General features: G+C 66.6%; 25 protein-coding genes. 13 read left to right on the top strand and 12 right to left on the bottom strand.

Annotation, left to right across the window (positions count from 1 at the left end; genetic code table 11):
- Positions 1-5: 5 nt before the first annotated feature.
- From ACN9MV_RS21130 to ACN9MV_RS21110, 5 genes are all read right to left on the bottom strand, one after another.
- Positions 6-455 carry an EVE domain-containing protein gene (locus ACN9MV_RS21130; protein ID WP_093077671.1) on the bottom strand — a complete coding sequence of 150 codons (450 nt, stop codon included), beginning with the start codon at positions 453-455 and terminating at the stop codon, positions 6-8.
- Between the two features lie 7 nt (positions 456-462).
- Complete coding sequence (locus ACN9MV_RS21125; protein WP_426389317.1) at positions 463-828, bottom strand: VOC family protein; 366 nt, start codon at positions 826-828, stop codon at positions 463-465.
- A 153-nt stretch (positions 829-981) separates the two neighbouring features.
- On the bottom strand, positions 982-2763 hold the full coding sequence (locus tag ACN9MV_RS21120) for a PhoH family protein (RefSeq protein ID WP_307615051.1): 1782 nt from the start codon (positions 2761-2763) through the stop codon (positions 982-984).
- A 211-nt stretch (positions 2764-2974) separates the two neighbouring features.
- Positions 2975-3451 (bottom strand): peroxiredoxin, encoded by a 477-nt coding sequence (locus ACN9MV_RS21115; RefSeq protein ID WP_007830801.1) that lies wholly within the window; start codon positions 3449-3451, stop codon positions 2975-2977.
- Positions 3452-3600: 149 nt separating this feature from the next.
- Positions 3601-3984, bottom strand: a complete 384-nt coding sequence (locus tag ACN9MV_RS21110) for an Mth938-like domain-containing protein (RefSeq protein ID WP_093051070.1) — start codon at positions 3982-3984, stop codon at positions 3601-3603.
- Positions 3985-4117: 133 nt separating this feature from the next.
- On the opposite strand from ACN9MV_RS21110, the gene ACN9MV_RS21105 reads away from it, so the two are divergent.
- The 7 genes from ACN9MV_RS21105 to moaD are packed head-to-tail and all read left to right on the top strand — an operon-like array spanning position 4118 to position 11233.
- Positions 4118-5350 carry a pyridoxal phosphate-dependent aminotransferase gene (locus tag ACN9MV_RS21105; protein WP_093051067.1) on the top strand — a complete coding sequence of 411 codons (1233 nt, stop codon included), beginning with the start codon at positions 4118-4120 and terminating at the stop codon, positions 5348-5350.
- Positions 5347-6381, top strand: a complete 1035-nt coding sequence (locus tag ACN9MV_RS21100; protein WP_426389315.1) for a DUF1176 domain-containing protein — start codon at positions 5347-5349, stop codon at positions 6379-6381. The genes ACN9MV_RS21105 and ACN9MV_RS21100 overlap by 4 nt, the downstream gene beginning before the upstream one ends.
- Before the next feature lie 14 nt (positions 6382-6395).
- The gene (locus ACN9MV_RS21095) at positions 6396-7718 is read left to right on the top strand and encodes a homoserine dehydrogenase (RefSeq protein ID WP_426389314.1); all 1323 of its coding nucleotides are present in this window, start codon (positions 6396-6398) and stop codon (positions 7716-7718) included.
- Positions 7715-9130: a threonine synthase gene (thrC, locus tag ACN9MV_RS21090; RefSeq protein WP_354339361.1), complete on the top strand. Its 1416-nt coding sequence runs from the start codon at positions 7715-7717 to the stop codon at positions 9128-9130. Before ACN9MV_RS21095 ends, thrC begins: the two co-directional genes overlap by 4 nt.
- 18 nt (positions 9131-9148) lie before the next feature.
- On the top strand, positions 9149-9694 hold the full coding sequence (mobB, locus tag ACN9MV_RS21085) for a molybdopterin-guanine dinucleotide biosynthesis protein B (protein WP_426389312.1): 546 nt from the start codon (positions 9149-9151) through the stop codon (positions 9692-9694).
- Positions 9687-10973: a gephyrin-like molybdotransferase Glp gene (gene glp / locus ACN9MV_RS21080; protein ID WP_426389310.1), complete on the top strand. Its 1287-nt coding sequence runs from the start codon at positions 9687-9689 to the stop codon at positions 10971-10973. Before mobB ends, glp begins: the two co-directional genes overlap by 8 nt.
- Positions 10974-10981: 8 nt before the next feature.
- Entirely contained in the window at positions 10982-11233 is a 252-nt protein-coding gene (gene moaD / locus ACN9MV_RS21075) for a molybdopterin converting factor subunit 1 (RefSeq protein WP_426389308.1), read from the top strand.
- Here moaD and dapA read toward each other — a convergent pair.
- The gene (gene dapA / locus ACN9MV_RS21070; RefSeq protein WP_426389306.1) at positions 11220-12116 is read right to left on the bottom strand and encodes a 4-hydroxy-tetrahydrodipicolinate synthase; all 897 of its coding nucleotides are present in this window, start codon (positions 12114-12116) and stop codon (positions 11220-11222) included. The two genes, moaD and dapA, sit on opposite strands and share 14 nt — an antisense overlap.
- A gap of 258 nt (positions 12117-12374) precedes the next feature.
- Between dapA and ACN9MV_RS21065 the strand changes: the two genes are divergently transcribed.
- A complete protein-coding gene (locus ACN9MV_RS21065; RefSeq protein ID WP_426389304.1) occupies positions 12375-12851 on the top strand; it encodes a molybdenum cofactor biosynthesis protein MoaE in 477 nt (158 codons plus the stop codon).
- Positions 12852-12857: 6 nt separating this feature from the next.
- On the opposite strand, the gene ACN9MV_RS21060 is transcribed toward ACN9MV_RS21065, so the two are convergent.
- Positions 12858-13853 carry a Bug family tripartite tricarboxylate transporter substrate binding protein gene (locus ACN9MV_RS21060; protein WP_093051835.1) on the bottom strand — a complete coding sequence of 332 codons (996 nt, stop codon included), beginning with the start codon at positions 13851-13853 and terminating at the stop codon, positions 12858-12860.
- Between the two features lie 140 nt (positions 13854-13993).
- Between ACN9MV_RS21060 and clpB the strand changes: the two genes are divergently transcribed.
- The 4 genes from clpB (at position 13994) to arfB (ending at position 18660) form a co-directional block, all read left to right on the top strand.
- Positions 13994-16615: an ATP-dependent chaperone ClpB gene (clpB, locus tag ACN9MV_RS21055; RefSeq protein WP_093051037.1), complete on the top strand. Its 2622-nt coding sequence runs from the start codon at positions 13994-13996 to the stop codon at positions 16613-16615.
- A 9-nt stretch (positions 16616-16624) separates the two neighbouring features.
- Positions 16625-16954, top strand: a complete 330-nt coding sequence (locus ACN9MV_RS21050) for a hypothetical protein (protein ID WP_256216808.1) — start codon at positions 16625-16627, stop codon at positions 16952-16954.
- 108 nt (positions 16955-17062) lie between these two features.
- Positions 17063-18247 carry an acetyl-CoA C-acyltransferase family protein gene (locus tag ACN9MV_RS21045; protein ID WP_426389303.1) on the top strand — a complete coding sequence of 395 codons (1185 nt, stop codon included), beginning with the start codon at positions 17063-17065 and terminating at the stop codon, positions 18245-18247.
- 5 nt (positions 18248-18252) lie between these two features.
- Positions 18253-18660, top strand: coding sequence for an alternative ribosome rescue aminoacyl-tRNA hydrolase ArfB (arfB, locus tag ACN9MV_RS21040; protein ID WP_093177098.1), 408 nt, complete (start codon positions 18253-18255; stop codon positions 18658-18660).
- Here arfB and ACN9MV_RS21035 read toward each other — a convergent pair.
- Complete coding sequence (locus ACN9MV_RS21035) at positions 18629-19162, bottom strand: hypothetical protein (protein ID WP_426389301.1); 534 nt, start codon at positions 19160-19162, stop codon at positions 18629-18631. The two genes, arfB and ACN9MV_RS21035, sit on opposite strands and share 32 nt — an antisense overlap.
- Before the next feature lie 129 nt (positions 19163-19291).
- Between ACN9MV_RS21035 and ACN9MV_RS21030 the strand changes: the two genes are divergently transcribed.
- A complete protein-coding gene (locus ACN9MV_RS21030; protein WP_177192797.1) occupies positions 19292-19873 on the top strand; it encodes a DUF3299 domain-containing protein in 582 nt (193 codons plus the stop codon).
- A 19-nt stretch (positions 19874-19892) separates the two neighbouring features.
- Here ACN9MV_RS21030 and ACN9MV_RS21025 read toward each other — a convergent pair whose 3' ends face one another.
- The 4 genes from ACN9MV_RS21025 to ACN9MV_RS21010 all read right to left on the bottom strand — a co-directional run bounded on the left by ACN9MV_RS21025 (position 19893) and on the right by ACN9MV_RS21010 (position 24498).
- Complete coding sequence (locus ACN9MV_RS21025; protein WP_093051019.1) at positions 19893-20777, bottom strand: LysR substrate-binding domain-containing protein; 885 nt, start codon at positions 20775-20777, stop codon at positions 19893-19895.
- 13 nt (positions 20778-20790) lie between these two features.
- Positions 20791-22512: a SulP family inorganic anion transporter gene (locus ACN9MV_RS21020; RefSeq protein WP_426389299.1), complete on the bottom strand. Its 1722-nt coding sequence runs from the start codon at positions 22510-22512 to the stop codon at positions 20791-20793.
- An 82-nt stretch (positions 22513-22594) separates the two neighbouring features.
- Positions 22595-23047: a DUF2501 domain-containing protein gene (locus ACN9MV_RS21015; protein ID WP_426389298.1), complete on the bottom strand. Its 453-nt coding sequence runs from the start codon at positions 23045-23047 to the stop codon at positions 22595-22597.
- Positions 23048-23142: 95 nt separating this feature from the next.
- Positions 23143-24498 carry a M20/M25/M40 family metallo-hydrolase gene (locus tag ACN9MV_RS21010; RefSeq protein ID WP_426389296.1) on the bottom strand — a complete coding sequence of 452 codons (1356 nt, stop codon included), beginning with the start codon at positions 24496-24498 and terminating at the stop codon, positions 23143-23145.
- Positions 24499-24538 lie beyond the last annotated feature (40 nt).

The following is a 24538-nucleotide window of genomic DNA, read 5'->3' as shown; positions in this document are numbered from 1 at the left end:
TCTCCTCAAAGCGACAGTGTTTTCAGATCGGCCTTCATCGCCTGCGCGATCAGCTTCATGTCGGCGTCGGTGACGTCGAACATGCCAAAGCGAAACTTGTAGCCCCATTGCTTGGGGTTCTCGATGAAGGCCAGGCGCTCGATCAGTGGTGCGATCGGCGCCTCGTGCCCGGCTGCATAGCTCACGTCGCGCCGCCACGGCACGAAGCCGTTGCCCATGTCGAACTCATACGGCTCGCCGGGTTGCACGACGCCGATCGACACGAAGCTCTGCAGCCTATCCGTGCCACCGAACACCGTGGACGGCGAATAGTAGGCGACGCGGTCGCCCGCCGAGAGCCGCTTGAGCGGCGAATGCTTGCCGTGGCCGACCTGCATGAAGCCGAGCGGCCGGTGGTCGCGGCCGAGCCGCGCGTGCTCGGCGCTGGCCACGGCAATCCAGTTGCGTTGTGTCATGACGGGATCAATCCAGCGCGTGCAAGCCGACTTCGTTGCCCTCGGTGTCGCGCATGTGGGCGATGAAGCCCATGCCGGGCGGCAGCGCAGACTTTGGCGCCACGATCTGCCCGCCGGCGGCTTCGACCCGCGCAAGCACGGCGTCGATGCTGGGGTTGCAGTCGAGGTAGATGCGGATGCCCGCGCCGGCGTTGGCACCGGCCTGCAGGGCACCGCCCGTGGCGGGATCGTCGTAGGGGAACACGGCCAGCGTCTCGCCGCCGAAGTTCTCGCGGCGCAGCTTGCGGGCCAGCACGGTTTCGTAGAAGGCCTGGGCGCGGTCCATGTCGGCGACCGGAATCTCGAACCAGCTGATGGCGTTCTGTTTTTGCATTCTGGGGCTCTCTTTCGTGTCGGTTGAAGGAGCCCTGATGGTGCGAGCCGCCTACTGACAACGTCTTGTCAGTAGCCTGTCATGGCGGGCGAAAAAAAGCCCGCGATGCTCCGGGGAGCATGCGCGGGCTTGTGTCGGCCGGTGCCGCTGGTTCTAGAGCACGTCGCTTGCGAAATCCGCCAAACGCGATCGTTCGCCGCGCGCCAGCGTGATGTGCCCGCCGTGCGGCCAGCCCTTGAACTTGTCGACCGCGAAGGTCAGGCCCGAGGAGCCTTCCGTCAGGTACGGCGTGTCGATCTGCGCGAGGTTGCCCATGCAGATGATCTTCGTGCCGGGGCCGGCACGGGTGATCAGCGTCTTCATCTGCTTGGGCGTGAGGTTCTGCGCCTCGTCGATGATCACGTACTTGTTGAGGAAGGTGCGTCCGCGCATGAAGTTCATGCTCTTGACCTTGATGCGGCTGCGGATCAGCTCGTTGGTGGCCGCGCGGCCCCACTCGCCGGCACCGCCGCCATCGCCCTTGGCCAGGAACTCGAGGTTGTCGTCGAGCGCGCCCATCCAGGGGCCCATCTTTTCCTCTTCCGTGCCGGGCAGGAAGCCGATGTCTTCGCCGACGCTCACGGTGGCGCGGGTCATGATGATCTCGGTGTAGCGGCGGTCGTCGAGCACCTGCGTGAGGCCGGAAGCCAGTGCCATCAGGGTCTTGCCGGTGCCGGCGGTGCCGGTCAGCGTGACGAAGTCGATCTCCGGATCCATCAGCAGGTTCATCGCGAAGTTCTGCTCGCGGTTGCGCGTGTTGACGCCCCAGACCGCGTTCTTGCCCGAGCTGTAGTCCTTGAGCGTCTTGAGCACCGCGGTCTTGTCGCGGATTTCGGTGACGCGGGCGTACATGCTCGGCTCGCCGGGTGCCTCGAAGTACACGAATTGGTTGATGTACAGGTTGGGCACCAACGGACCGCTGATCCGGTAGAAGGTGTTGCTACCGCTCTGCCAGCTTTCGACCGTCTTGCTCTGGCGGGTCCAGAAGTCGGGCGGCAGTGCGAGCGAACCGGCGTAGAGCAGGTCGCCGTCTTCCAGCGTCTTGTCGTTCTGGTAGTCGTCGGCGGCCAGGCCCAGCGCGCGCGCCTTGACGCGCATGTTGATGTCTTTCGACACCAGCACCACTTCCTGCTTCGGCTTGCCCGGGCGGTCCTTGGCGTACTCGTCGCGCAGCGCGTGCACTACGCCGAGGATCTGGTTGTCGGCCTTGCCCTGGGGCAGGCTGATCGGCAGCGAGTAGTCGAGTGGGGCGGTCTGGAAGAACAGCCGGCCGCCGGCTTCGCGATGGCCAGTGGTGTCGAGCTTCAGGCCCTTGTCGATGTCGGCGTCCTGGGCGCCGGCCAGCGCATCGAGCGTGCGGCTGGTCTGGCGGCCGTTGCGCGCGACTTCGGTGGTGCCTTTCTTGTGGCCGTCGAGTTCTTCGAGCACGATCATCGGCAGGAAGATGTCGTGCTCCTCGAAGCGGAACAGGCACATGGGGTCGTGCAGCAGCACGTTCGTGTCGAGCACGAACAGCTTGGCCGGGCCGGTGGACTTGTTGCGTTTGGGGCGCGTCGGCGATTGCGGCGCGGGGGCGGGAGCCGGGGTGACTTCGACGACCGGCGCCTTCCTCGTCTCGACCTGCACCATGGCCTCCGGCTGCGGTGCGCTCACGGGCGCCGGTGCCGGCGCAGGTTTGGATCTGGCCCGGCGCGTCGGGCGTGTGGTGGCGCCGCCGGCGCCTTCAGTGCCGAGGCTGTCGAACAATTCCAGCGGCTGCGGGCTGTGCACCGTGGCTTCGTCAGCGCGCGAATCGCCGGAACGGCGCGAGCCCCTGTGCGAGGACCGGGCAGGCGCATCGAGTGCGTCCGGCGAGAGCAATGCAGCGCGTTTCGTGGGGGCGGGGGGCAGTGGCATGTGTCAGATCGCTCGCAGAAAGTGGGAACCAGAAAACGAAAAAGCCGCCTGAAGACCAAGGCGGCTTTGTTCGGGGGATGCGGTCGTGGAGCTCAACGGCATGAAACCATTATGCACACCGCAGATGACGAGTCGGAGGCTCTTTACGCGCTGCGTTGGGCATTCCCCACGCCAGAGCGGAAAAGTGCACGGCCGGCTCGCCGGGCGGCGGTCAGGCAGCTTTCTTGAGCGCCTTGACGGCCTTGAGCACGTCGTCGACATGGCCGGGAACCTTGAGCCCGCGCCATTCGGCCTTCAGGATGCCGTCGGCGCCGATCAGGAAGGTGCTGCGCTCGATGCCCTTGACCTTCTTGCCGTACATGATCTTGTTCTTGACCACGCCGAACATGTGGCACATCTTTTCTTCCGTGTCGGCGATGAGCTCGAAGGGCAGCTCGAGCTTGGCCTTGAATTCGTCGTGCGACTTCATGTTGTCGCGGGACACGCCGAACACCGTGGCACCGGCCTTTTCGAAGTCCTTGTAGCGGTCGCGAAACTGCATGGCTTCGGTGGTGCAACCCGGAGTGTTATCTTTCGGGTAAAAATACATGACCAGCACGTGGCCGAGATGCGAGGTATTCGAGACCTTGAGGCCGCCCGTGGCGTTGGCGTCGAATTCAGGAATGGGTTTGTTGACAACGATCGCCATGAAACTTGTTTTCTCCGTTAGATTCCGTTCCCGAGCCCTCTCGTCCCGTTTCGGACGGGACTTGCTCAAGGAATGGAGGATTGGTCGTTGCTAACTTTGGGGTAGCGGGCCTGTTCGCAACCCGGTATTTTACCCCGAAAATACCTCTCTCAGCCACCCACCGGGCTCTCGACCAGCAGGGCGGCAATCACGTGCCGGCCTTCTCCGGCCAGGATGTTGTAGGTTCTGCAGGCCGCCGCGGTGTCCATGGTCTCGACGCCAGTGCGCTGCGCCATCAGGGGCTTCAGCCATGCGGGCTGGGGGAAGCGGATACGGTTTCCGCTGCCGAAAATGATCAATTCCGCACCCAGGGTCGCCAATTGCGCGAAATGTTCGGCGCCGAGCTGATCGAAGCTTGAACAATTCCATTCGAAGCGCTCGCCGCGCGAGCCAACCACTACGCTGCCTTCGACTTTTTCGTTGTTGATTGCCACCCAGCCGGGGCCGTGTGCGGTGAGGGACTGAGCGTCGGATTTGTCGGGCTGGAGCTTCATCTGGGCACTGGGAACTGTGGTCAAATTATAGGTTTTCCCTAGTGCCACGGGGCTCGCAAGGGCCTTTGACTCCGCGGTGACCCCGCATCAAGCGCATCCAAGCAACTCCGTAACCCGCGCCCGGGAGGGCCTTTTGAAGCAGCTCAAGAAATCGGCCAAGCTGGCCAACGTTCTTTATGACATCCGCGGTCCCATCATGGACGCCGCCAAGCAGATGGAAGAAGACGGCCAGAAGATCATCAAGCTCAACATCGGCAATCTGGCCGTGTTCGGCTTCGATGCCCCCGAGGAAATCCAGCAGGACATGATCCGCAACCTGCCCACCTCGGCCGGTTATTCGGACAGCAAGGGCGTCTTCGCCGCGCGCAAGGCGGTGATGCACGAGACGCAGAAGCAGGGCATTGCGGGCGTCACCCTCGACGACATCTACCTCGGCAACGGCGCCAGCGAGCTGATCGCCATGTCCACCAACGCGCTTCTCAACGACGGCGACGAACTGCTGCTGCCGGCCCCTGATTACCCGCTGTGGACTGCTTCCACGAGCCTGTCGGGCGGGACGCCGGTGCACTACCTGTGCGACGAAGCCAACGGCTGGATGCCCAACCTCGACGACATCCGCGCCAAGATCACGCCGCGTACCAAGGGCATCGTGGTCATCAACCCGAACAACCCGACCGGCGCGCTGTACTCGAACGACCTGCTCAAGAGCATCGTGGCCATCGCGCGCGAGCACGGCCTCGTGATCTTTGCCGACGAGGTCTACGACAAGGTGCTGTACGACGGCGTCAAGCACACGGCCATTGCCAGCCTGTCGACCGACGTGCTCACGCTCACCTTCAATTCGCTGTCCAAGAGCTACCGTTCGTGCGGCTACCGCGCCGGCTGGCTCGTGGTGTCGGGCGACAAGCGCAGCGCGCAGGACTACATCGAGGGCCTGAACATGCTCTCGAACATGCGCCTGTGCGCCAACGTGCCGGGCCAGTGGGCCATCCAGACCGCGCTCGGCGGCTACCAGAGCATCAACGACCTCGTGTGCGAGGGCGGTCGCCTGCGCCGCCAGCGCGACCTGGCCTACGAGCTGATCACCGCCATCCCGGGCGTGAGCTGCGTCAAGCCGAGCGCAGCGCTCTACATGTTCCCCAAGCTCGACCCCGAGGTCTATCCGATCGAGGACGACCGCCAGTTCTTCCTCGAGCTGCTGAAGGAAACCCGCGTGATGCTGGTGCAGGGCACCGGCTTCAACTGGGCCACGCCGGACCACTTCCGCATCGTGTTCCTGCCCCATGAAGACGACCTGCGCGAGGCCATCAACCGCATCGCGAAGTTCCTGGAGCAGTACCGTTTGCGCCGCAAGTCGCGCTCATGAAATCTGCCTGCATCGCTGCTGCGGCGCTGTCGCTCGCCGCGTTGTCCGCCGGAGCTGCCGACAAGGAGCTTGTCTCGTTCTCGCACAACGACTGGGAGCTGGCCTGCGACAACACGCGCACCTGCCGCGCCGCCGGCTACCAGCCGGAAAGCGGGGCGAGCGAGCCGGTGTCGATGCTCATCACCCGCAAGGCCGGGCCCGGCACGGCAATAGACATCCAGCTGCAGATCGGTGATGACGACGGCGTCAAGGGCCCGCTGCGCTTCAAGGTCGGCAAGACCACCGTCTCGGGCCTGGCTGCGGGCACCGCCAGCTTCGACGACAGCCAGGCCCGCACCGTCCTGCCCGAGCTGCTCAAGGGCGACGACGCCACGGTGACCGCCAGCGGCGGCAAGAAGTGGACCCTTTCGCTCGCCGGCCTCAACGCCGTGCTGCTGAAGATGGACGAGGCCCAGGGCCGCGTCGGCACGCCGGGTGCGCTGGTGCGCCGCGGCAGCAAGCCCGAGTCTTCGGTGCTGCCGCCGGTGACGGCCCCCGTCGTGAACGTGGTCGTGCCGCCGAAGGCGTACCCCGGCGACGACGCACTCGCCGCGCGCATCTTCCCGTTCCTGAAGCTGGACAGCGCCAAGGAAGACTGCAACAACCGCGAAGACATCAACGCCAAGTCGCTGACCGTCTCGCGCCTGACCGACCGGAAGGTGCTGCTGTCGCTGGGCTGCGGTATGGGCGCCTACAACTATTCCAGCCTGCTCTGGATCGCCAACGACAAACCGCCCTATGCGCCGGTGTCCATCGAGGCGAATGGCGACTTCGACGAGAAGGAAGGCAGCGTCACCTCTGCCATGAAAGGCCGAGGCATCGGCGACTGCTGGTCGAGCGAGACCTGGCATTTCAACGGCAAGGACTTCGTGCGCACCGGCTCCACAGGCGACGGCATGTGCCGCGGCTTTGCCGGCGGCGCCTGGACCTTGCCCCGCTACGTCAGCCGCGTCGTGACTTCCACGCCGTCAGCCACCCCATCCAAACCATGAACGCGACTCTCCCAATGAAACCCATCCAAGTAGGCCTGCTCGGCGCAGGCACGGTCGGCAGCGGCACCTTCAAGGTGCTCCAGCGCAACCAGGAAGAAATCAAGCGCCGCGCCGGCCGTGGCATCGAGATCACCATGGTGGCCGACCTCGACACCGCCCGCGCCCGCGACGTGGTCGGCGAAGGCGTCAAGGTGGTCAGCGACGCGCGCGAAGTCATCGCCAACCCCGACATCGACATCGTCATCGAGCTCATCGGCGGCTATGGCATTGCCAAGCAACTGGTGCTCGAGGCCATCGCGGCCGGCAAGCACGTGGTTACGGCCAACAAGGCGCTGCTCGCGGTGCACGGCACCGAGATCTTCGCGGCCGCGCACGCCAAGGGCGTGATGGTGGCCTTCGAGGCTGCGGTGGCCGGCGGCATCCCGATCATCAAGGCGCTGCGCGAAGGCCTCACGGCCAACAGCATCCAGTGGCTGGCCGGCATCATCAACGGCACCACCAACTTCATCCTGTCCGAGATGCGCGACAAGGGCCTGGACTTCGCGACCGTGCTCAAGGAGGCGCAACGCCTGGGCTACGCCGAAGCCGACCCGACCTTCGACATCGAAGGCGTCGACGCCGGCCACAAGGTCACGCTGATGAGCGCCATTGCCTTCGGCATTCCGGTGCAGTTCGACAAGGCCCACATCGAAGGCATCACCAAGCTCGCCGCGCAGGACATCAAGTACGCCGAACAACTGGGCTACCGCATCAAGCTGCTTGGCGTTACCAAGCGCACCGCCAAGGGCATCGAGCTGCGCGTGCATCCGTCGCTCGTGCCGTCGAAGCGCCTGCTGGCCAACGTCGAAGGAGCGATGAACGCGGTGGTGGTGCACGGCGATGCCGTCGGCACCACGCTCTACTACGGCAAGGGCGCCGGCAGCGAGCCTACGGCCAGCGCCGTGATCGCCGACCTGGTCGACATCACCCGCCTGCACACCGCCGACGCCGCGCACCGCGTGCCGCACCTGGCCTTCCACCCCGACGCGATGAGCGACCTGAAGGTGCTGCCGATGTCGGAAGTCGTCACCAGCTACTACCTGCGCCTGCGCGTGGCCGACCAGGCCGGCGTGCTCGCCAAGGTCACTGGCCTGCTGGCCACCGCCGGTATCAGCATCGACGCCGTGCTGCAGCGCGAAGCCGACGAAGTGGGCGGCGAGGGCTCCACGCAGACCGACCTCATCATCCTCACGCACGATGCGCGCGAAGGCACCGTCAATGACGTCATTGCCGAGCTGCAGGCGTTGCCGACCGTGCTCGAACCCATCGTGCGCATCCGCAAGGAAGAGCTGAAGTGAACTACCTGAGCACCCGCGGCCACCCCGACCGCAAGCGCTTCTGCGAAATCCTTCTTGAAGGCCTCGCGCCCGACGGCGGCCTCTATCTGCCCGAAACGTATCCGCAGGTCGACACCGCCACGCTCGCCAAATGGCGCGCGCTGCCGTACGCCGAACTGGCCTTCGAGATCCTCTCGCTCTACATCGACGACATTCCGCCGGCCGACCTGAAGGCGATCTGCGCGAAGACCTACACAGCCGAAGTGTTCGGCACCGACGAGATAGTGCCGCTGCGCGAGCTCGAAGACGGCGTGTACCTCGAAGCCCTGTCCAACGGCCCCACGCTGGCCTTCAAGGACATGGCAATGCAGCTGCTGGGCAACCTGTTCGAGTACGAACTGGCCCGCCGCGGCTCCGAGCTCAATATCCTCGGCGCCACCAGCGGCGACACCGGCAGCGCGGCCGAATACGCCATGCGCGGCAAGAAGGGCGTTCGCGTCTTCATGACCTCGCCCGACGGCCGCATGAGCCCGTTCCAGCAGGCGCAGATGTTCAGCCTGCAGGACGCCAACATCCACAACATCGCCATCACCGGCGTGTTCGACGACTGCCAGGACATCGTCAAGGCGGTGTCGAACGACCTGGGCTTCAAGCGCAAGTACCGCATCGGCACGGTCAACTCGATCAACTGGGCGCGCCTTCTGGCGCAGGTCGTCTACTACTTCGCGGGCTACTTCCAGGCCACGGCGAGCAACGACAAGCCGGTGAGCTTCACTGTGCCCTCGGGCAACTTCGGCAACGTCTGCGCGGGCCACGTGGCGCGCATGATGGGCCTGCCGATCCAGACGCTGGTGGTCGCCACCAACGAGAACGACGTGCTCGACGAGTTCTTCCGCACCGGCGTGTACCGCGTGCGCGCGGCCGTCGATACGCACGAAACCTCCAGCCCGTCGATGGACATCAGCAAGGCCAGCAACTTCGAGCGCTTCGTGTTCGACCTGGTGGGCCGCGACCCCGCCAGGCTGCGCCAGCTGTTCGTGGACGACCTGGGCCTGCAGGGCAGCTTCGACCTGAGCGCCGACCCGGCGTTCAAGCAGGCCGCGGGGCGCTTCGGCTTCCGCAGCGGCCGCAGCACGCACGCCGATCGCCTGGCCACCATCCGCGACACCGAGAAGCGCTTTGCCACGCTGATCGATCCGCATACGGCCGACGGCCTCAAGGCCGCGCGCGAGCAGATCACGCCCGGCGTGCCGATGGTGGTGCTCGAAACCGCGCTGCCGATCAAGTTCGCCGCGACGCTGGTCGAGGCGTTGGGCGAAGAGCCCGCGCGGCCGAAGAAGTTCGAAGGCATCGAGGCGCTGCCCAAGCGCGTCGTCAAGCTGCCGGCCGACGCGGAAGCCGTCAAGGCCTACATCGCAGAGAACTGTGACTGATCACGGCCGGGCTCCCGCATGAAGGTCGTCGGTTTCGCCGGCTATTCGGGCGCGGGCAAGACCACGCTGCTCGAGCGCCTGATTCCGGCGCTCAAGCGGCTCGGCCAGCGCGTGTCGGTGGTCAAGCATGCGCACCACAAGTTCGACATCGACCATCCGGGCAAGGACACCTACCGCCATCGCGAGGCCGGCGCCTTCGAGGTGGTCGTGGCGTCAGACAAGCGGCTGGCCGTGATGCGCGAATTCGAAGTTCCCGTTGAACTCAGCGTGCACCAGTTGCTGGCCGAGGTGCACCCGGCGGCCGACTGGGTGCTGGTCGAAGGCTTCCGGCACAGCGACGTGCTCAAGATCGAGGTCTGGCGCGAGCCGGAAGCGGGCGAGCCTTCGCGGCCCGTGCTGTACACCAACGATCCCTTCGTCACCGCCGTGGCCACCGACGCACCGGCCGGCCTGCCGTCGCCCACCGAACGGCCGCTGTTCGACCTCAACGACGCCGAGGCCATTGCGAAGTGGTTGATCGACAGCGGCGACCGCTTCGAATACAACCCCGATCACCATGGCTGAATCCCCCGTTCCTTTTTCCGCTTCCTCGTTGCGCCCGCCGCTGATGCCTTTGGACGAGGCCATCGCGGTCCTGCTCGCGAAGGCGCAGCCGAAGCTGCCCACCGAAAGCGTCGGCACCTTCGACGCCGACGGCCGCGTGCTGGCGCAAGACCTCGTCTCCGGCCTCACGGTGCCGCCGCGCGACAACAGCGCGATGGACGGCTATGCCGTGCGCATCGCCGACTGCGCCGCACCGGGCGCCGAGCTGACAGTGGCGCAGCGCATTCCCGCAGGCACTGTCGGCACGCCGCTCGCGGCCGGCACCGCGGCGCGCATCTTCACGGGTGCACAGATTCCGGAGGGGGCCGACGCGGTCGTGATGCAGGAAGACACCACGGCCACGCCGCAGGAAGGCAGCCTGGGCTCGGTGCGCATCGCCATCGTTCCGGCGGCCGGGCAGTGGATTCGCCGTGCCGGCGAAGACGTGGCCTCCGGTGACGTCGTACTCAAGCAGGGCGAGTGCCTCACGCCAGCCGCACTCGGCCTCGCGGCCAGCGTCGGCTTTCACAAGCTGCAGGTGGCCCGCAAGCCGCGCGTGGCCATGCTCTCCACCGGCGACGAGCTGGTGATGCCCGGCGAGGTTGCGCCTGACGCGATGAAGCCCGGCGCCATCTACAACTCGAACCGTTTCTTCATGCGGGCCCTGCTGCACCGCCTGGGCTGCGAGGTGAACGACCTGGGCATCGTGCCCGACGACCGCGAAGCCACCATCGCCGCGTTGCGCAACGCGGCTGAGGCCACCGATCTGATCATCACGACCGGCGGTGTCTCCGTCGGCGAAGAAGACCATATCCGCGCGGCGCTGCAGTCGCTTGGCGAGCTGCAGCTCTGGTCGCTGTCGATGAAGCCCGGCAAGCCTTTTGCCTATGGCTCCATTGCGCGCAGCAACGGGCAGGGCGCATGTCATGTGACGGGGCTGCCCGGCAATCCGGTGTCGAGCTTCCTCACATTCCTGATGCTGGTGCGGCCCTTTCTGCTGACGCTGCAGGGTGCCACGCGCGTCGCGCCGGAGGCGGTGAAGATGCGCGCCGATTTCGACTGGCTGCGTGCCGACAAGCGCCGCGAGTTCCTGCGCGCGCGGCGCAATGCGGCCGGCGGCCTCGACCTGTTCGGCAACCAGAGTTCGGGCGTGCTCACGTCGATGGTCTGGGGCGACGGCGTGGTCGACAACCCGTCGGGCCAGACGATCAAGTCGGGCGACACCGTCAACTTCATTCCGTTTGCATCGCTGCTGGGCTGAATCCCGTCATGAAGGTCCAGGTCCGTTATTTCGCCTCGGTGCGCGAGGCACTTTCCAGCAGCGGCGAAACCGTCGACACGCAAGCCGAAACGCTGTCGGCCCTGCGCGACGAACTCATCGCCAGGGGCAGCGCCTACGCCACCGCGCTTGCGCGCGGCAAGGCGGTGCGGATGGCGCTCGATCAGGCCATGAGCGACGAGGCCGCCACCCTGAGCGAAGGCTGCGAAGTCGCTTTCTTTCCGCCAGTCACGGGCGGTTGAGCCGGGCATCCAGCGCCACGAGGCGCTCGCGCAGGCCGTCGGACGCGCGGGTCATCGGCGAGCGCAACTCGTCGCGCATTTCACCCATGTGCGCCAGCAATGCTTTCAGCGGGCCCGGGTTCGGCTCGGCAAACAGCATCTCCACCAGCGGTTGCAGCGCCTGCCATTCGGCGCGCGCCTCGGGCAGCCGGTTTTCCGCAAGCAGGCGCACCAGCCGGACGAAGCGGCGCGTCTGCACGTTTCCGCTGGCCGCGATGGCGCCCACGCCGCCTTCGGCCATGGTGCCGAAAATCTGGTGGTCTTCGCCTGTCAGCACCTGCAGCCGCCCATCGGCGATCACCGCGCGCGTCTTGGCCATGTCGCCGCCGCAGTCCTTGATGCCGTGAATGCGCGGATGCTCGGCCAGCGCCAGCAGCGTGTCGCGGGCGATGGTGACGCCCGTGCGATAGGGAATGTCGTAGACCAGCACCGGCACCGTGCTCGCATCGGCGATGGCGCGGAACCATTCGAGCAGGCCGGCCTGCGACGGGCGGATGTAGTTCGGCGCGGACACCAGAAGGCCCGCCAGCGGGCGTTCCGAGAGCTTGCGCGCCCAGGCCGCGGCCTTGCCCAGGTGGTAGCCGGAAATGCCCATGACGACCGGCAGGCCGCCGGCCGCTGCCAGCACGGTGTCGAGCACGGCCAGTTGCTCGGCCTCGTCGAGCGCGGCGGCCTCGCCAGTGGAGCCGCAGGGCACGAAGCCCGTCACGCCGTCGTCGGCGAGCCGCCGGGTCAGCGCGGCGAGGGCGGCATGGTCTACCGCGCCGTCGCGGAACGGTGTGACGAGGGCCACCCAGAAGCCGGAGAAGTCAGGGGTGGTGGAGCTTGGTTGTTGATGAGGCACGCGGGTTTCCTTTCAGGAATCGACCGATGGAAAGAACCACCGTCCGATGCGCGCGAAACCCATGAGAGGGCCAAAAAAACCTTGGCAGGTTCCGTCGCTCATCCGACGACGGAACCTCGGCTCCGGTCAGACGAGCTTTGGTTTTTTGGCTTTGTTGCTGCCTTGGCGCGCGCGGCGGCCTTCGGGGTGCGAAGGCACCGGGAAGAGCGTGGCGGGACAAGGCATTGCGGCAGTCTATCGCGATGCCACAATTCGGACATGAGCGTTGCGCGTGTTTCGATCCAGACGGCCGATTTCGACCTTTCGCAGGAGGTTGCCGCGTTGCGCGACGGCGACAAACGCGTGGGCGCCGTCTGCAGCTTCGTCGGCACCGTGCGCGACCGCAACGACGGCAGCACCGTCGCCTCGATGGAGCTGGAGCACTACCCCGGCATGACCGAAAAGGCCATCGAGGCCATGATCGACGAGGCGCACAGGCGCTTCGACATCCTCGGCGCGCGCGTGATCCATCGCGTCGGGCTGCTGCATCCGCTGGACCAGATCATGATGGTGGCGGTGGTGTCGGCGCACCGCGGCCAGAGCTTCGAGGCCTGCGAGTTCCTGATGGACTATCTCAAGACCCAGGCGCCGTTCTGGAAGAAAGAGCAGACGCCCGAAGGCGCCCGCTGGGTCGATGCGCGCGTGGCCGACGACGCGGCGCTGGCGCGCTGGGGCATCAGCGCCCCGAATGCCTGAAGACGTTCAGAGGGGCTTGAAGCCGCTCGCCTGGATGATCCGCTCCCAGGTCTGCGTGTACGTGCGCACGCGGCCCGCGAACTGGCCCTGCGGCTCGTAGCCGACCGTCAGCCCCATCGTCGTGAGCTTCTGCTTCACGTCAGGCATCGCCAGCACCTTCTGCAGCGCATCGCCGTACTTGTCGATGATCGGCTGCGGCGTGCCCACCGGCGCGAAGATGCCGTAGTAGGGCAGGTCTTCCAGGTTCGAGAAGCCCAGTTCGGTGAAGGTCGGCACGTTCGGAATCACGGCCTGGCGCTTGGCGCCGATGGAGGCCACGATGCGCACCTTGCCCGCCTTGTGGTTTTCGATGAAGTCAGGCACCGAGGCGATGCCTGCGGTGATCTGGTTGCCCAGCATGTCGGCCGTCATCGGCGCGCTGCCGCGGTAGGGCGCGGGTTGCACGTCGATCTTGTACTTGTCCGAGATCATCTTCACCAGGAACTCGGGGATCGAGGCCGGCGCCGGGATGCCGATGGTTTCCTTGCCGCCCTTCTGCGTGCGGACCCACTTCACGTACTCGTCGATGCTCTTGGCCGGCGTGCCGCCCGACACCGCCAGCACGTTGGCGAAGGTGGCGAAGCCGGCCACGGGCACGAAGTCGGTGGCGGGGTTGAAGCCCGGGTTCTTCACCACCTGCGGCAGGATCGAGATGGTGTGGTCGTGCGACAGGAACAGCGTGTGGCCATCGGCCGGGGAAGACTTCAGCACCGTTGCGGCAATCTGCCCACCCGCGCCGGCGCGGTTCTCGACCACCACGGGCACGCCCAGCACATCCTTGAGTTTTTCGCCCAGCGTGCGTGCAATGGCGTCGGTGCCGGCGCCGGCGGGGAAGCCCACGAGCAGGCGGATGGGGGTGCCGCTTTGCGCTTGCGCAAGGCCGGACAGGCCCATGGTGGCTAGAAAGAGGCCCACGCTGATCGCCCGGCGCACCGGTTGAACGCGCTGCATTGAAAAAACCATGATCGACTCCATTCGAGAGAGGGAAATGCCTACGGGCAGGGGAAACGGATCTTGTGCAATAGCCGTGCCCACGGCACCGGCGTAGCCGGCAGCCTTGAATCGTGCCCGAACAGCCCTATTTTGGATGCAGGAATACCACCATGCGACAAGACAAACTCACCACCAAATTTCAGGAAGCGCTGGGCGATGCCCAGACGCTCGCGCTGGGCAGCGACAACGCCTACATCGAACCGGCCCACCTGCTGGTCGCGATGCTGCGCCAGGACGACGGCCCGCGCGCCCTGCTGGAGCGTGCCGGCGTCAACGTACCTGGCCTGACGCAGGCGGCCGAGGCCGCCATCAAGAAGCTGCCGCAGGTGCAGGGCCACGACATCGTCCAGGTCGGCCCCGAACTGGGCAAGCTGCTCCAGGCCACCGAAAAGGAAGCCCTCAAGCGCAATGACCAGTTCATTGCCGGCGAACTTTTCCTCCTGGCATTGGCCGACAGCAAGGCCGACATCGGCAAGACCGCCCGCGAAAACGGCCTGAGCCGCAAGTCGCTCGAAGCCGCCATCGACGCCGTGCGCGGCGGGCAGGGCGTGAACAGCGCCGATGCCGAAGGGCAGCGCGAAGCGCTCAAGAAATACACCATGGACCTGACCGAGCGCGCCCGCCTGGGCAAGCTCGACCCGGTCATCGGCCGCGACGAGGAAATCCGCCGCGCCATCCAGGTGCTGCAACGCCGCACCAAGAACAACCCCGTGCTCATCGGCGAACCCGGCGTGGGCAAGACCGCCATCGTCGAAGGCCTCGCACAGCGCATCGTTGCGGGTGAGGTGCCCGATTCGCTCAAGGGCAAGCGGGTGCTGTCGCTCGACATGGCTGCGTTGCTGGCTGGTGCCAAGTTCCGCGGCGAATTCGAAGAGCGCCTGAAGACCGTGCTGAACGAACTCGCGAAGGACGAAGGCCAGACCATCGTCTTCATCGACGAGCTGCACACCATGGTCGGCGCCGGCAAGGCCGAAGGCGCGATGGATGCGGGCAACATGCTCAAGCCCGCACTCGCTCGAGGCGAGCTGCACTGCGTGGGCGCCACCACGCTCGACGAATACCGCAAGTACATCGAGAAAGATGCCGCGCTGGAGCGCCGCTTCCAGAAGATCATCGTGGGCGAGCCCAGCGTCGAGGCCACCATCGCCATCCTGCGCGGCCTGCAGGAAAAATACGAAGTGCACCACGGCGTGCAGATCACCGACCCGGCCATCGTGGCCGCGGCCGAGCTGTCTGACCGCTACATCACAGACCGCTTCCTGCCCGACAAGGCCATCGACCTGATCGACGAGGCCGCGGCCAAGATCAAGATCGAGATGGACTCCAAGCCTGAGGTCATGGACCGCCTCGATCGCCGCCTCATCCAGCTGCAGATCGAGCGCGAAGCCGTGCGCCGCGAAAAGGACGAGGCCTCGCAGAAGCGCTTCGGCCTGATCGAGGACGAGATCGAAAAGCTGCAGAAGGAAATCGCCGACTACGACGAGATCTGGCAGGCCGAGAAGGCCCAGGCCCAGGGCAGCGCACAAGTGCGCGAAGACGTCGACAAGATCAAGTTCCAGATCGAAGAGTGGAAGCGCAAGGGCGACTTCAACAAGGTCGCCGAGCTCCAGTACGGCCAGTTGCCCGCGCTCGAAAAGCGCTTGAAGGAGGCCGAGGCCAGCGAGGCGAACAAGGGCAAGTCCAGCGCGCCCACGCTGCTGCGCACCCAGGTCGGCGCGGAAGAAATCGCCGAGGTCGTGGCGCGTGCCACCGGCATCCCGGTCGCCAAGCTGATGCAGGGCGAGCGCGACAAGCTGCTCGTGATGGAAGACAAGCTGCACGAGCGCGTGGTCGGCCAGGACGAGGCCATCGGTGCGGTCGCCAACGCGATCCGCCGCTCGCGCTCGGGCCTGTCGGACCCGAACCGCCCGACCGGCTCGTTCCTGTTCCTCGGCCCCACGGGTGTGGGCAAGACCGAGCTGTGCAAGGCGCTTGCGGGCTTCCTGTTCGACAGCGAAGACCACCTGATCCGCATCGACATGAGCGAGTTCATGGAGAAGCATTCGGTCGCGCGCCTGATCGGCGCGCCGCCGGGCTACGTGGGCTACGAGGAGGGCGGCTACCTCACGGAAGCCGTGCGCCGCAAGCCCTATAGCGTGGTGCTGCTCGACGAAGTCGAGAAGGCCCACCCCGACGTGTTCAACGTGCTGCTGCAGGTGCTCGACGATGGCCGCCTTACAGACGGCCAGGGCCGCACCGTGGACTTCAAGAACACCGTGATCGTGATGACGAGCAACATCGGCTCGCCCATCATCCAGGCCATGGTGGGCAAGCCTTCCGAAGAGATCAAGGAAGCGGTGTGGGACGAGCTGAAGAACTACTTCCGCCCCGAGTTCCTGAACCGCATCGACGAGACGGTCGTGTTCCACGCGCTCGACGCGAAGAACATCGAATCGATTGCCGCGATCCAGCTCAAGGTGCTGAAGGCGCGGCTCGCGAAGATGGATCTGGGGCTGGAGGTGTCGCCGGCGGCGCTGGCAGAAATTGCCAAGGTCGGCTTCGACCCGGTGTTCGGCGCGCGTCCGCTGAAGCGTGCCATTCAGCAGCGCATTGAGAACCCGCTCTCGAAGCTGCTGCTCGACGGCAGCTTTGGGCCGAAGGACACGATCGAGGTCACGACCGACCCGATCCAGTCGCCGGGCAAGTTCTCGTTCGCCAAGGCCGGGGAACCAACGGCGGCGGCTTCGGCCTAAAGTTGGATGATGAACTTCATTTTTCGCGTCATTCTTCTGCTCCTGGGGCTGGTCTTTGCGGCCAGCCTGGCCGTGGCGGTCATGCTGCTGGCGGCTGTGTGGGGTGTGCGCTACGCCTGGGGGCGTCTCACGGGCAAGCCCGTGACGCCTTGGGTCATGCGCTTCAATCCCCGCTCCGGCTTCGATAAATTTCGTAATGCGGCACAGCCGGCCGAACCGACCGCCGCCGACGTGGCCAACGCGCGGGCACGCGGCGAATCGGTGGAGCGCCCGGTGCGCATTCGCGGCAGCGCCAGCGACGTGACCGACGTGTCGCCGAAATCGGTCTCGCGCGGCTGAGCCACCGCTATTTCAGGCGCGACAACCCGTTGCGCCTTTCGCCGTCAGAATCGTCCTCCTGCAGCCGCCGCTGAGTGCGGCTTTCGCTTTCATCAGGAGAGACATTCCATGACATCGCGCGACATCTTCGTGGTCGGCACCGCCCGCACCGCCATCGGCACCTTCGGCGGCGCGCTGAAGGACGTGCCCAATACCCAGCTTGCCACCACCGCCGTCAAGGCTGCCATCGAGCGCAGCGGCGTGGCCGCCGATGCCATCGGCCACGTGGTCATGGGCAACGTGATTCCCACCGATGTGAAGGATGCGTACCTCAGCCGCGTGGCCGCCATCGACGCCGGCTGCCCCATCGAGACGCCGGCCTTCAACGTCAACCGCCTCTGCGGCTCGGGCCTGCAGGCCATCGTGTCGGCTGCGCAGGCCATCGCGCTGGGCGACTGCGACATCGCCATTGGCGGCGGCTCGGAGTCGATGAGCCGCGGCCCGTACTTCGACACCTCGGCCCGCTACGGCGCACGCATGGGCGACGCAGTGCTGGTCGACTACATGCTGGGCATCCTGCACGACCCGTGGGAGAAGATCCACATGGGCATCACTGCAGAGAACGTGGCCGCGCGCTACGGCATCACGCGCGAGCAGATGGACGAACTGGCCGTAAGCAGCCAGCAGCGCGCGGCAGCCGCCATCGAGGCAGGACGCTTCAAAGAGCAGATCGTTCCGGTCGAAGTGAAGACGCGCAAGGGCATCGTCTTGTTCGACACTGACGAGCACGTGCGCGCCGACACCACTGTCGAGACGCTCGCGAAGATGAAGCCCGCTTTCAAGAAGGACGGCCTCGTCACCGCCGGCAACGCCTCGGGCATTAACGACGGCGCCGCCGCCGTGGTGCTGGCAAGCGGCGAGAGCGTCAAGGCGCGGGGCCTGAAGCCGCTGGCGCGCCTGGTCGGCTACGCACACGCCGGTGTCGAGCCCGCATACATGGGCATCGGCCCGGTGCCGGCCACGCGCAAGGTGCTGGAGCGTACTGGCCTGAAGGTGAGCGACTTCGACGTGATCGAGTCGAACGAAGCCTTCGCGGCGCAGGCCTGCGCGGTCATCAAGGAGCTGGGCTTCGATCCGGCCAAGGTGAACCCGAACGGCTCGGGCATTTCATTGGGCCACCCGGTGGGCGCGACCGGCGCGATCATCACGACGAAGGCGATTGCGGAGCTGCACCGCACGGGCGGCCGCTACGCACTCGTCACGATGTGCATCGGCGGCGGCCAGGGCATTGCCGCCGTCTTCGAAAGAGTCTGACCCACATGCTCCGCCCACCCATCCTGATCGACCCCGACGAGGTCGACTTCAGCGCCATCCGGGCGCAGGGTGCGGGCGGGCAGAACGTCAACAAGGTGTCGAGCGCGGTGCACCTGCGCTACGACATCCACGCCAGCTCGCTGCCGGCCGACGTGAAGGAGCGGCTGCTCGCGCTGCGCGACAGCCGCATCACGCAGGAAGGCGTGTTCGTGCTGAAGGCGCAGCAGCACCGCACGCAGGAGATGAACCGCGCCGACGCGCTCGCGCGCCTGCAGGCGGTGATCGACAGCGTGGCCACGCCGCCGCGCGTGCGGCGCGCCACCAAGCCGACCTACGGTTCGAAGCAGCGCCGGCTCGAAGGCAAGAGCCAGCGCGCGCAGATCAAGAACCTGCGCGGGCCGGTGCGGGACTGAGCGCGCCAGCGCCGCCGCGCAGCCGGCGGATCTGCAGGCCGACGCCGATCAGGTACAGCACGAGCAGCACGCCGGTGATCGCCTTGAGCTCCGGCGCGTCGGCGTTCGGCAGCAGCGGGGCGCCGAGCGGCAGGCGCGTCAGCGTTTCGGTGAAGGCCGGAATCCAGTGGAACAGGAAGCTGGCCGAGAACGCGATGGCCTCGACATAGCGCGCCGACTTGCCGAAGAGCACGCCCCGGCCCGCGAGCGTGCCCACGGCCAGCGCCAGCAGCGTAATGATGCCCAGCACATGCGGCTTGCCGAAGCCGCCGTGCTGGAAGATGCCGAAGCCCGTGAGGCAGGTGAGCACGGTGGTCCACACGAAGACCTGGCCGAGCCCGGTGCGCATCGTGATCTCTTTGTAGCGGAACAGGGCCAGCAGCCCTGCGGCGACGGCGATCAGGCTGATCGCGGTATGAACTGTGCCCAGGGACGTGAGTCCCAGCCATCCTGTCGGTGCCATGCGGATCCCCTCGTTGTTCGTGGTGCGGCATTCTGGCGCGTTGCATCAAATTTGTGGAATCTGGGATGAAATGAGTGCAAAAGGCCCTGCTTTACGGGCCTGAAACATCTCCCAAGCAGAATCGTGGTCATGAGAAGGTTTCTTTCGCGCGCCGTGCTGGCTGCGCTCCTGCTTGTGCCGGCCGCGGCGCTCCTGACCGGCTGCGGTCCGGGAGTGGCGGCGCAGCAGACCGCGAGCGCCGCGCCGGCCCCCGAGCTCAAGTGGGAAGAGCTGATTCCCAAGAGTTGGGACCCGACCAAGCGCTACCGCAACATCAGCCTCGAGGCGCTGCGCGACAACGACCCGCGCGCGATCCAGATGCTCGACGAGATGCGCGCCGTCTGGGATAACGCGCCGGTCAACGTGGCGCTGGACGACAAGCCGGCCAAGCTGGCGGGCTTCGTCGTGCCACTCGACAGCACGCAGGACGGCATCCGCGAATTCCTGCTGGTGCCGTATTTCGGCGCCTGCATCCACACCCCGCCGCCGCCCGCCAATCAGATCGTTCACGTGATCGCGGCCACCACCGTGAAGGGCTTGCACGCGATGGACACGGTGTACGTCAGCGGCACGCTGAAGGCGGCGCGCTATTCGTCGGTGGACATGGGCGTGAGCGGCTACGAGATCAAGTCGGCCGCGGTCGAGCGCTTCGTGGCCAGGCAGCCGCAGTAAGCCGCACCGGCCGCGCAGCTCAGGCCATGCGCTGCGACAGAAAGTCCAGGAACGACGTGATCCGCGCTGTCAACTGCGTGTTGCGGTAGTACACCGCGTTGACCGGCTGGCGCACGTCCGCCGTTTCTTTTGCCAGCACCTGCACCAGCGCGCCGCTGGCGCGGTCGGCACCCGTCATGAAATCCGACAGGCAGACGATGCCCACGCCAGCCAGCGCCAGCTGGCGCAGCGTTTCGCCGCTCGACGCCATCAGCGTCGGCGCGATGTTCCATTCGTCGCCATGCACGCCGCGCAAGGGCCAGCGGTTCAGCGACTCGGGCTGGGTGAAGCCCAGCAGCGCGTGCTCGGCCAGGTCGGCCACCTTGCGCGGCTTGCCGTGCGCTTCGAGGTATGCCGGGCTCGCGAGCACGCGCAGCCGGTGCGTGCCCAGTGGCCGCGCATGCAGCGTGGAATCGCGCAGCGGCCCGATGCGGATCGCGATGTCGGTGCGGCGCTCCAGCAGGTCGATGGGCAGGTCGTCGGTGTCGAGCTCGAGGCTGATCTGCGGGTAGAGCCTTCGAAACTCCGGCACCAGAGGCACGATGGCATGCAGCATGAAGGGCGAGGCCGCGTTCACGCGCAGCCGGCCGGCCGGCTGCTGGCGGCGCGCGGCCATTTGCTCTTCGGCGTCGTCGATGGCATCGAGGATGGCGCGCGTGCGCTGCAGGAAGGCCGCGCCTTCTTCCGTCAGCTCTAGCCGCCGCGTGGTGCGGCGCAGCAGCGTGGTGTCGAGCTTCTGTTCGAGCCGGCTCAGGGCGCGGCTGATGCCCGAGACCGTTTGCGCCAGCTGCTCGGACGCAGCCGTGATCGAGCCCGTGTCCACCACCGTACGGAACGCGACCAGTTCTTCGATGGTGGTCTTCATGGGCGCTGGCAGGTCAGGCTTCGGCTTCCTGCACCACGGGCATGTCGCCGATGCGCGGCATCAGCGCCGCGAGCGCTTCGCCGTCGGTGCGGTAGCTGAACAGCATCGGCCCCGGGGCCAGCAGGCCGGCGCGTTCCAGCACCTGCATCGCGGGCAGCTTCAGGCCGCTCAGGTGCAGGCGGATACCCTTGGATTCCATCATCCGGCGGATCGAGCCGAACACCTCCGCGCCGGTGATGTCGATGCGGTTGATGGGCTGCGCGAACAGGCACACGTCGGTGAGCTCGGGCCGCTCGGCCAGCGCCACGGTGAGCGCGCGTTCCAGCGTGGAGGCCGAGGCGAAGTCGAGCTCGGCATCCATGCGCAGCGCATAGAGCTGCGGCGCCAGCGGCGGCAGCTTCCAGAGGTTGCGGTCGCGCAGGCTGCCGTCGGGGTGCAGGCCCACTTCGATGATGCGCGGGTGCAGGTGCCGGTACATGTAGTGCGCCAGGGCGGCCAGCAGCCCGCCGAGCACGCCCCAGTAGATGCTGGGCGCGGTCGCGATGGTCAGCACGAAGGTACCGAAGGCAATGCCCGCCTCGATGCGCGAGATGCGCCACAGCGCGGTAAAGCTCGCGGGCTTTACCAATCCGAGGATGGCCGTGACCACCACCGCAGCCAGCACCGCCTGCGGCACGTGATACAGCAGCGGCATCAGCCACAGCAGCGCGCCGGCCACGACGACCACGCTGAACAGCGTGGCCCAGCCGGTCTGCGCGCCCGCATAGAGCGTGATGGCCGAGCGCGAGAAAGACGAGCTGGTGGGAAACGCGCCCGTGAAGCCCGAGGCCAGCTTGGCCAGGCCCTGGCCGATGAGGTCCTGGTTTTCGTTCCACAGCGTGCCGGCACGCGCGTTGTCGACCTTGGCGCTCGATGCGGTTTCAAGGAAGCTCACCAGCGTGATCATCAGCGCCGGCAGCACCAGCGCGCTGAAGGTGCTCACGGGCAGCAGGCCGGGCCAGTAGAACGAGGGCAGGCCCGAAGGCAGGCTGCCCACCACCGCGCCGCCGCGCAGCGCGTAGTCGATGACCCAGCTGATGGCGGCAGCGCCGGCCACCAGCGCCATCGTGGTCGGAAAGCGCGGCAGTGCGCGCTTGCCCAGCCACAGCACCGCGATGCTGCCGAGCCCGAAGGCAATGGCCACGAGGTCGGGCAGCGGCCCGCCCTGCAACACCTGCGGAATGGTGCGCCCCGTGAAGCCGAGCAGCGCGGGCAATTGCGAGATGGCGATCAGCACCGCCGCGCCCTGCGTGAAGCCGATGAGCACCGGCGAATTGACCAGCCGCAGCAGCCAGCCGAAGCGCCCCGCGCCCAGCACGATCTGGATCGTGCCCGACATCAGCGTGAGCCACACCGCCATTGCCACCCACTCGGCACTGCCCGCCACCGCCAGCGGCGCGAGCGAGGCGCCGACCAGCAGGCTGGTGAGCGCCGTGGGCCCGACCGACAGCCGCTGCGACGAGCTGAACATCACTGCGATCAGCGCCGGGAACAGCGCCGCGTACACGCCCGTGACCAGCGGCATGCCCGCCAGCGCCGCATACGCCACGCCTTGCGGAATGACCATCAGCGCCACGGTGATGCCGGCCATCGCCTCGTTGCGCAGCAGCGGGGCGGAAGGGCGCGGCCAGGCGAGACAGGGAACCCAGCGCGCGAGGCGCTGGCGCAGGGAGGGAGAGGGGGCAGCCGGGGTCATGGAGATTTGCGGGCGCACTGGGGAAAACTGCAAACGCATGCGCGGTGCGCCGCGCGGGAGCGATGTGGAATGCGGGTCGGGATCAGATCAGCGAACTCGCGTTCTTCAGAACGTAGTCGCAAGCCTTTTCCTTCACCTTCGACGACAGGCCCTTGAAGTTCAGCGACTTGCCGTCGCCGCCCTGCAGCAGGCCCTTGGCGCCGCTGGCGAAGCCGGTTTCCTGCTTCTTCTGCCCGGTGATCTTGGCGAGCAGCTTGTCTTTCACCGAGGCCGCGTCGCCGCCCAGGTAGTTGTTCTTCACGCAGTACTGCAGCACGCCGGCTGCGTTGCCCATGGTGCTGGAGCCGATGGCGGGCATCTTGAAGCCCAGGTTGCTGCCGAGGCTGCCGAGCGCAGATCCGCCTGCGCTGCCTTGCGAGTTGGAGGTAGCCGCTTCGCCGGCCTTTTCCTTCAATTGGTCGAGCAGGTCGTTGGCTTGTGCCGAGGCGCCTGCCGCAAGCAGAGCCAGGGCGATGAGGGTGGAACGGGCGTGCATGGTGTCCTCCTGTCGGTAAGCGTGATGGAAAGCGGCCACCAGCATACCGGAGACTTCCATGGGCGCACCCCCTCGGTGCACGCCCGCTTGCCTGCTTACTTCGTGCGGGGCGGGCGCTTCTCGAGCAAGGGCGTGCTGGTGCCCTGCACGCCGACCAGGCCGAGCACCGTCACCAGCGAGTTCTGCGCACCCTTCCAGCCGTCGGTCACGTCGATCCACTCGGACAGCGCATGGAAGCCGCCGGTCTTGCCGCCGCCGCCGATGATGATCGCCGGGATGCCCAGCGACATCGGCACATTGGCGTCGGTGCTCGCGCCCGTCAGCAGCGTCTTGTGGCCGAAGGCGCTGTTCGCGCGCGTGGCGGCTTCGACGATCACAGTGTCTGATTGCGTGCGACCGCCCGGGCGGTCGCCGATGAGCTTGGTGCTCACGCTCAGCGTGCTCACGTTCCAGCGCTTGTTTTCCTCGACCACTGCTTCGTCGATGGCGGCCAGGATCTTCTTTTCGGTTTCGAGCAGCGGCGCCATTTCGTCGGAGCGGATGTCGACCGCCATGCGCGCATCCGGCGCGATGGTGTTGACCGAAGTGCCACCGCCCACGGTGCCGACGGTGAACGTCGTCTTCGGGAAACTCGGCGTGCGGATGTCGGCGATCTTAGCGATGGCGCGGCCCATGCCGTGGATGGCGCTGGGCACCTGGCCGAAGGCACCGTAGCTGTGGCCGCCCGGGCCCTTGAAGGTCACTTCGTAGCGGTGGCTGCCCGTGCCCAGCATCAGCACCGAGCCGTCTGGTGCGGGCTCCAGGCCGACCATGCCGTCGATGTCGAGGTTGTCGCGAAAGATCGCCTTGATGCCGCGCAGGTTGCCGAGCTCTTCCTCGCCGACGTTGCCTACGAACATCAGGTCGCCCACCGTCTGGATCTTGTTGTCGTTGAGCACCTTGAGCCACGACAGCAGCACCGACAGGCCGCGCGTGTCGTCGGAGATGCCGGGGGCGTAGAGCTTGCCGTCGCGCTCCTTCACCTTCACGTCGGTGCCGGCGGGGAACACGGTGTCGAGGTGGGCCGAGATCAGCAGCTTCGGGCCGTTGCCCGTGCCCTTGCGCAGGCCGACGACGTTGCCTTCGGCGTCGATCTTCGCATCCGTCAGGCCGAGGGCCTTCATGCGGGCGAGGAAGGCTTCGGCGCGCTTCTGTTCCTTGAAGGGGGGCGCCTCGATCTCGGTCAGCATCTTCAGGTCTTCGACCGAGCGATCGTGGTCGGCCTTGACCGCGTCGAGCAGCTTCTGGATGGCGGGGGAGGCCATCAGCTGTGTGTAGGCCTTGTCCACGTCTGGCCGCACCTGCGTGGGGGTGGCCGCGACGCTGCCGCTCTGGGCGTGTACGAGGCCGGCGGCCGCGGAGGCCAGGGCAATAACGAGCGGGGCGAGACGAAGCGACACGAGGCGGGGCATGGTGCGGGGATGTCCTTGTAGGCGAGCAACGCCGACGCGG

The sequence above is a fragment of the Variovorax sp. R-27 genome (assembly GCF_049913215.1).
Lineage (GTDB): Bacteria > Pseudomonadota > Gammaproteobacteria > Burkholderiales > Burkholderiaceae_C > Variovorax.
Note: the sequence above shows the minus strand (reverse complement) of the source record. Positions and strands in the feature narration are given on the sequence as shown.